Annotated in this window: 1 protein-coding gene; it reads right to left on the minus strand. The window is 37.4% G+C overall.

Annotated features, from left to right (window positions below):
• A protein-coding gene (locus QUA25_RS29340; protein ID WP_333043224.1) for an IS630 family transposase occupies positions 1–912 on the minus strand; the annotation gives its coding sequence in 2 pieces (ribosomal slippage) (positions 1–579 and positions 579–912; 913 coding nt annotated over the 2 pieces). This gene is flagged as partial in the annotation.
• Positions 913–1,017: the final 105 nt, after the last annotated feature.

Here is a 1,017-nt window from a genome sequence, read left to right on the forward strand (position 1 = left end):
TCATATCGGATAATGTAACTTCATTGAAGGCAAACTCTATCGCTTTTGCTAATTCTCGATAATTAGTCGTCTTGATAGAACGGAGAATGTTTTTGAGTTTTGACCATAAATGTTCAATTGGTGAGAAGTCGGGAGAATAGGGGGACAAGTATATTAATTTTGCCCCTTTCTTTTTGATGGCTTTTTCTATTTCTTCTCCGGTATGAATAGTACAATTATCCATCACTACACAAGCACCTTTCCAGAGTTTTGGTACTAGCTTTCGTATAATAAAAGCCTCAAATGTAATTGTATCAGTTGTACCTGTTAAATTGACGGATGTTAGGATTTCGTTGACCGATATAGCTCCAATTATTGAGACATTTCTGCCGCGTTTATTCGGTTTTGGCCCCTTGGCTCTTGAACCTTTTAGAGACCTAGCATATAACCTAACCATTGCCAAGTTTACTCCAGATTCATCAATGAATATTAAGTCTTTCAAACAAATTTGTCGAATTTTTTGCCAAAACTCGTATCGCAGGTTCTGAACTCGGTCAGTGCCTTTGTCTGACGGGAAGAGAGTTTTTTTTTTAAGGTCATGTTTAAGAGTTTTGCCATTCTTCCCATCGTTGCTACGCTGATGGTAAACCCAATTTTTTGGTAGAGTAAATAACGGAGTTCTTCGAGAGTCGCATCATTATTTTCTTCAATCAATTGGGCTAAAATCAGGAGTTGTTCTGCATTCAGTTTTAATTTGACTCCGCATCGCTCTGTTCGAGGAGCAATATTTTGGGTTTCACGATACTGTTTGATCAGTTTTTGGACGAAACTAAGCGCTACACAAAAACGGTTGGCTATTGCTCTTTGTGACAGCGGTTCATTATGGTATACATCCATAATTTTTTGTCTAAAATCAATCGAATAAGTTTTCATTTTTACTAATGTGTGATACTTTATACAATCATTGATAGTTGTCAGTCGAGTGAAGGCTGTGGGTCGAGCAAATGCTGTGAGCGCTCATTTAATTATATCTGCATG

It is taken from the genome of Microcoleus sp. Pol17C6 (genome assembly GCF_036701145.1).
Lineage (GTDB): Bacteria > Cyanobacteriota > Cyanobacteriia > Cyanobacteriales > Microcoleaceae > Microcoleus.